Raw genomic sequence first — 5764 nt, 5'->3', positions numbered from 1 at the left:
CCAGAGTCTTTTTTCGTCTCTGAATACCTCCTGGATTCCGGTGCCTGCCCCGGACCTGATCCGGGGTTCGCCGGAATGACGGAGAAGTTTCCGACATTATTTTAAAAATTAAACTGATATGAGGACCGTCCTACTACGGGCCGACACGCTTTTGCCGCAGGGGGTGCGCTCTCCCTGGTATTCATTTTTATGAGGTGAAAATGGTCTATAAAGTTGGTGTAATGATCGCCCTGTTAACATTCTGCTCGGCAGCCTTTGCCACCGGGTCTTGGGCCCAGTCCTTTGCCCAAAAAACCCGCCTTCCCAATGGATTGACCTTGATCGTTTCGGAAAGGAACCAGCTCCCGACCATCCATCTCCAAGTCCTGATCCGGGCCGGTTCTACGCTGGACCCCCCAAACCTTTTGGGACTGGCCAACCTGGTATCCGAACTGCTGCCCCAGGGGACCACCCAAAGAGATGCCACTCAAATCAGCCGGCAGATCGAATCGGTCGGCGGTTCCATTTCCGCCTCGGCCGAATCGGATTATGCCACTATCAGTCTGGCCATTCTTAAGAAGGATCTGCCCCTGGGACTTTCCATCCTTTCCGACATCCTTTTAAATCCCGCCTTCTCCCCTCAGGAAATCGAGCGTAAGGTCTCGGCCTTGAAAGCCCGTTTGAAACGGATGGAAGAAGATCCGAACCAGGTGGCGCAATTGGCCTTTGCCAAAAAATTGTTCGGGGCCCATCCCTATGCCCATCCCAAGGAAGGCTCTGTTTCCACCCTTTCATCAATGACCCGTGAAGATATTATTCGATTTTTCCAGTCTTATTACCGACCTAACAATGCCAGTCTTTTAATGGTAGGACAAATCACCCTGCAGGAAAGCAGTGAACTGATCCAACACTATCTAAAGGACTGGAAACCGGCCCCGATCCAACGCCCGTCTCTGGTTCAACCACCGGCTTTGCCCGGTCCGGTCATCGAAAAAATAGAACGCCCCATCACCCAGGCCAATATTATCTGGGGACACCTGGGGATTGCCCGCTCCAATCCGGATTATTATGCCATTCAAGTCATGAACTACATTTTGGGTGGGGGAGGTTTTGTCTCCCGTCTGGTGGATATCATCAGAGATAATCTGGGGTTGACTTATGGCGTTTCGAGCTATTTCGATGCCCGGGAATTTCCCGGGTCTTTTCAAATCGCCATGGAAACCAAAAGTCAAAACACCAACCAGGCCCTGTCCGAGATCCTGAAGGAAATGAACCGGTTTCTTGAAAAAGGAATTTCTCCTGCCGAACTTTCCGAAGCCAAGGCCTATCTGACCGGGAGTTTCCCCTTCAGGATGGATACCAATGCCAAACTGGTCCGGCTTTTATCGGCCATAGAATTTTATGGCTTGGGTCTGGACTTTCCGGATAAATACCCGCAGCTCATTAATCAGGTAACGGCCGACGAGGTGCTGCGGGTGGCCCGGACCTATCTGAAACCCGAAAAATTCCTCCTGGTGGTCGTCGGCGATCAAAAGCAGATTCAACTAAAAAACGCCTGGTAAAAAATAAAGCCTTCCGCAACGGGAAATACAGAAAAACCCCCATTTACTTATTCCGCCCTTCCGGTCAACATAACTATATGAAATTGAAGGATCTTGATATCTTTTAGCAGCACAGGAAAAGGGATTAGGGGGATCTTATGTCTGACATCCGTCTCAGGTCAACCGTCTTTGTTATTTTAGGGATCGGGGGCGACCTGGCCTGGCGTAAGCTGATTCCGGCCCTCTATGACCTCTTCCTGGATCATGAGCTGCCTGAAAAATTTTCAGTCTTTGGCTTTGGTCATAAACCCCAGGCCGATGAAGCCTTTATCGAACACTTGCGCCAGGGGGTGAATCAATTTTCCAGATGTCGGGAAACCGAAGATCAAAAATGGACGGCCTTCGCCTCCCATTTAAGCTTCCAGATCGCCGACTTTAAAGACCCCCTTTTTTACAGCCAATTGACCCAAAAACTCCTTACTCTGGATAAAGAATGGGACACCCAGGCCGTCCGTATTTTTTACCTGGCCGTTCCCCCGCTGTCTATAGAGACAGTTGTCGAACAATTCGGCAAGGCCCGGCTTTCCCTGGAGCGGGAGCGGACCCGGATTGTCATCGAAAAACCCTTTGGCCGTGATCTGACCTCGGCCAGGACACTGAATAGGATCCTTAATCAGGTCTTTGACGAATCTCAGATTTTTCGTATCGACCACTACCTGGGCAAAGAGACCGTCCAGAATATCCTGGCCTTTCGCTTTGCCAATACCCTGTTCGAGCCGATCTGGAACCGCCACTATATCGATCATGTCCAGATTACCGTAGCCGAGCAGATCGGCGTGGAACACCGGGGACATTACTTTGATCAGGCCGGGGCCTTGCGCGATATGATCCAGAATCATCTCATCCAGATCCTTTGCCTGATTGCCATGGAACCGACGATCTCTTTAGAAGATAACGAAATCCGGAATAAAAAAGTGGATGTCCTCCATGCTGTCCGTCCCATTCCCCAGGATGAAATAAGCCAGTTCGCTGTCCGGGGCCAGTATGGTTCCGGCTGGATCGAAGGGAAACACGTCCCCGGTTATTGCCAGGAAAGAAATGTCTCTCCCGAATCGTCAACCGAGACCTTCGGAGCCCTCAAACTTTTTGTGGACAACTGGCGCTGGCAGGACGTACCTTTTTATTTGCGTACCGGGAAACGTCTGCCGGCCAGGGTTTCAGAGGTCAATATTCAGTTTCGGCCTGTGCCCCACCAGATTTTTCCCTCCTCTCCGTCCTATGACCGGGGACCGAATCGTCTGATCATCTCTATCCAGCCCCTGGAGGGTATTGTCCTTCGCTTTCAAGCCAAGCATCCGGGATCGCCTATGCGTTTAAGTCCGGTGGATATGGAGTTTTATTATAAGGAGGCCTTCAGAGGGCCATCTCCTGAAGCCTATGAAACCCTGCTTTTGGAAGTGATGCGGGGCAATCTGACCCTTTTCATGCGGGGGGATCAGGCCGAAGCGGCCTGGGCCGTCATTACCCCTGTCCTGGAGGCCTGGGGGTCGATGGTCCCGGGCAATTTTCCCAACTACCAGGCCGGTACCTGGGGACCGGAATCGGCAGACGAACTAATCGCCCGGGATGGACGCAGTTGGATCTTGCCCGGTCTGCAGCGCTATCAGGAGGCCATGGGGCGTTGTGCGGTTAAAGAGGAAAAGGAATAATCATGGTACCTAAAGAAAAACTGGAAAAGTTGGCTGCCTTGGTCCGTTATTTTTCCCTGGTTTCCACCACTGCGGCCGGCTCGGGTCATCCCACTTCCTCCTTGTCGGCCGCGGATCTGATGACCGGCCTGATGTTTAGCGGCATCTTTCACTTTGATCCGGATCAACCGGATCACCCCAACAACGACCGGATTATTTTTTCCAAAGGACACGCCTCTCCCCTTTTTTATACCCTTTGGGCCGCTGCCGGCAAAGTCAGTGAGTCCGAACTCCTCTCCTTGAGAAAATTCGGCAGCCCCCTCGAGGGCCATCCTACGGCCACCTTCCGTTACACCGAGGCCGCCACCGGGTCCCTGGGCCAGGGGCTATCCATCGGGTTGGGAATGGCCTTGAATGCCAAATACCTGGACAGACTGCCCTACCGGACCTATTGCCTCCTGGGGGACAGCGAAATGGCCGAAGGTTCCCAGTGGGAGGCCCTGGAGATTGCCGCCCATTATAAATTAAATAACCTTATCGGCATCATCGACTGCAATCGTCTCGGCCAGCGCGGGGAAACCCTCTACGGACGCAACCTGATGGCCTACCAGGAACGCATTGCCGCCTTCGGCTGGGAAACCATCCTGATCGACGGGCACGACTTTGACCAAATTCTTCCGGCCTATCAAAAGGCCTTGTCGGCCAAAGACCGCCCGGTCATGATCATTGCCAGGACCATCAAAGGCAAAGGGGTTTCCCTGGTGGAGGACAAAAACGGCTGGCATGGAAAAGCCTTGAATGCCGGAGAACTGGAACAGGCCTTGCAAGAATTAGCCGTGACCGACAAAACCATTCGGGGTGAGATTGCCCGGCCCGAGGATCTGAGGCCGGGGAAAATCCTTCCACAAAAGATCGCCCCGCCCCTCTATGAACCCGATAAGCCGGTGGCCACCCGCAAGGCCTACGGAGCGGCCTTAAAGCGGATCTATCCCCGATTTCCGGATTTGGTGGTCCTCGATGCCGAGGTCAGCAATTCGACTTATGCCGAGATCTTTCAAGAGGCTTATCCGGAACGGTTTTTCGAGATGTACGTGGCTGAACAGAACATGGTCGGCACAGCCCTGGGTCTCTCCACCCGGGGCAGGATTCCTTTTGTTTCCACCTTTGCCGCCTTTTTCACCCGGGCCTTTGATCAAATCCGTATGGCCCAATATTCCAAAGCCGATATCAAATTTTGCGGCTCCCATGCCGGTGTGTCCATTGGCGAGGATGGACCTTCCCAGATGGGTCTGGAAGATATCGCCCAGTTCCGGACTATTTCGGACAGCGTAGTCCTCTACCCTTCCGATGCTTTCTCCACCGAGCGCCTGGTGGAAGCAGCCGCCCAGCATAAAGGAATCGTTTATATCCGGACCACCCGCATGGCCACGCCGATCCTTTATACAAAGGAAGAACCTTTCCGGATCGGCGGGTCCAAGGTCCTGCGGGAAAGCAGCCAGGATCGGATCACGGTCGTGGCGGCAGGTATCACTCTCTTCGAGGCCCTGAAGGCTTATGCGGCGTTAAAGGATCAGGGAATCTTATTGCGCGTCCTGGACCTTTACAGCATCAAACCCCTGGATGAAGCTGCACTTAAAAAAGCCGCCGCCGAGACCAGGGCCATGATCACGGTCGAGGACCATCACCCCGAAGGGGGCCTGGGGGAAGCGGTCCGGAGTGCCCTGGCCGGTGCGCAGGTGGCCATCCAGTCCCTGGCCGTGCAGCGCATCCCGGGGAGCGGGACACCGGAGGAACTCCTGGCCTATGAAGAAATCGGGAAAGAGGCCATTATCAGAAAGGTAAGGGAATTGTTATGAGACCGGAAAACCTCAAGACCCGCATATTCCTGGATGGAGGGAACCCGGAAGAGACCAGGGAAATCATCGCCTCTCTGGGATTCCTCGACGGCCAGACGACCAATCCCACCCTTATTTCCAAAAATCCCGAGGCCCGCCAGCGGCTTGAAAAAGGGAGCCGATTCAGTGCGGTGGAAATCTTCGGGTTTTACAGGAAGGTGGTCCGGGAGATTTCAGCCCTGATCCCCCAAGGGTCCGTATCTGTGGAAGTCTACGCCGATCCTTCGACCACGGCCGGGGAGATGCTTAAACAGGGCCGGGAGATGTTTTCCTGGATTTCCAACGCCCATATCAAATTTCCCACTTCCCACGAAGGTTTGAAGGCCGCCGAACAGGCGGTTGGTCTTGGTCTCCGGGTCAACCTGACCCTCTGTTTTTCCCAGGAGCAGGCCGCGGCCGTCTATGCCGCCACCCGGGTGGCAAAAAAAGGGGCTGTTTTTGTTTCGCCCTTTATCGGCCGGCTGGATGATCGCGGGGAAAACGGCATGGATTTGATCACCAATATCATCCGCATGTATCATCAGGGGGACGGCCATGTGGAGGTGCTGACTGCCAGTGTCCGGACCATCGATCACCTGCTCTATGCCCTGGAACTGGGCTCCGATATCATCACCGCACCCTTTGAAATCCTGAAACAGTGGGCGGAAAAAGGGCTGCCTTT

The 5764-nt window shown here is 53.9% G+C and carries 4 protein-coding genes; all 4 read left to right on the top strand.

Annotated features, from left to right (window positions below):
- Positions 1–200 precede the first annotated feature (200 nt).
- Positions 201–1541: an insulinase family protein gene (locus tag HY879_24130; GenBank protein ID MBI5606433.1), complete on the top strand. Its 1341-nt coding sequence runs from the start codon at positions 201–203 to the stop codon at positions 1539–1541.
- A gap of 137 nt (positions 1542–1678) precedes the next feature.
- The gene (zwf, locus tag HY879_24125; GenBank protein ID MBI5606432.1) at positions 1679–3229 is read left to right on the top strand and encodes a glucose-6-phosphate dehydrogenase; all 1551 of its coding nucleotides are present in this window, start codon (positions 1679–1681) and stop codon (positions 3227–3229) included.
- Between the two features lie 2 nt (positions 3230–3231).
- Complete coding sequence (locus HY879_24120; protein MBI5606431.1) at positions 3232–5064, top strand: transketolase; 1833 nt, start codon at positions 3232–3234, stop codon at positions 5062–5064.
- On the top strand, positions 5061–5764 hold a 704-nt coding region (locus HY879_24115; protein ID MBI5606430.1), incomplete at its 3' end, for a transaldolase. The genes HY879_24120 and HY879_24115, both read left to right, overlap by 4 nt.

Source organism: Deltaproteobacteria bacterium, from assembly GCA_016219225.1.
GTDB lineage: Bacteria > Desulfobacterota > RBG-13-43-22 > RBG-13-43-22 > RBG-13-43-22 > RBG-13-43-22.
This window is presented reverse-complemented; position numbering and strand designations above follow the sequence as displayed.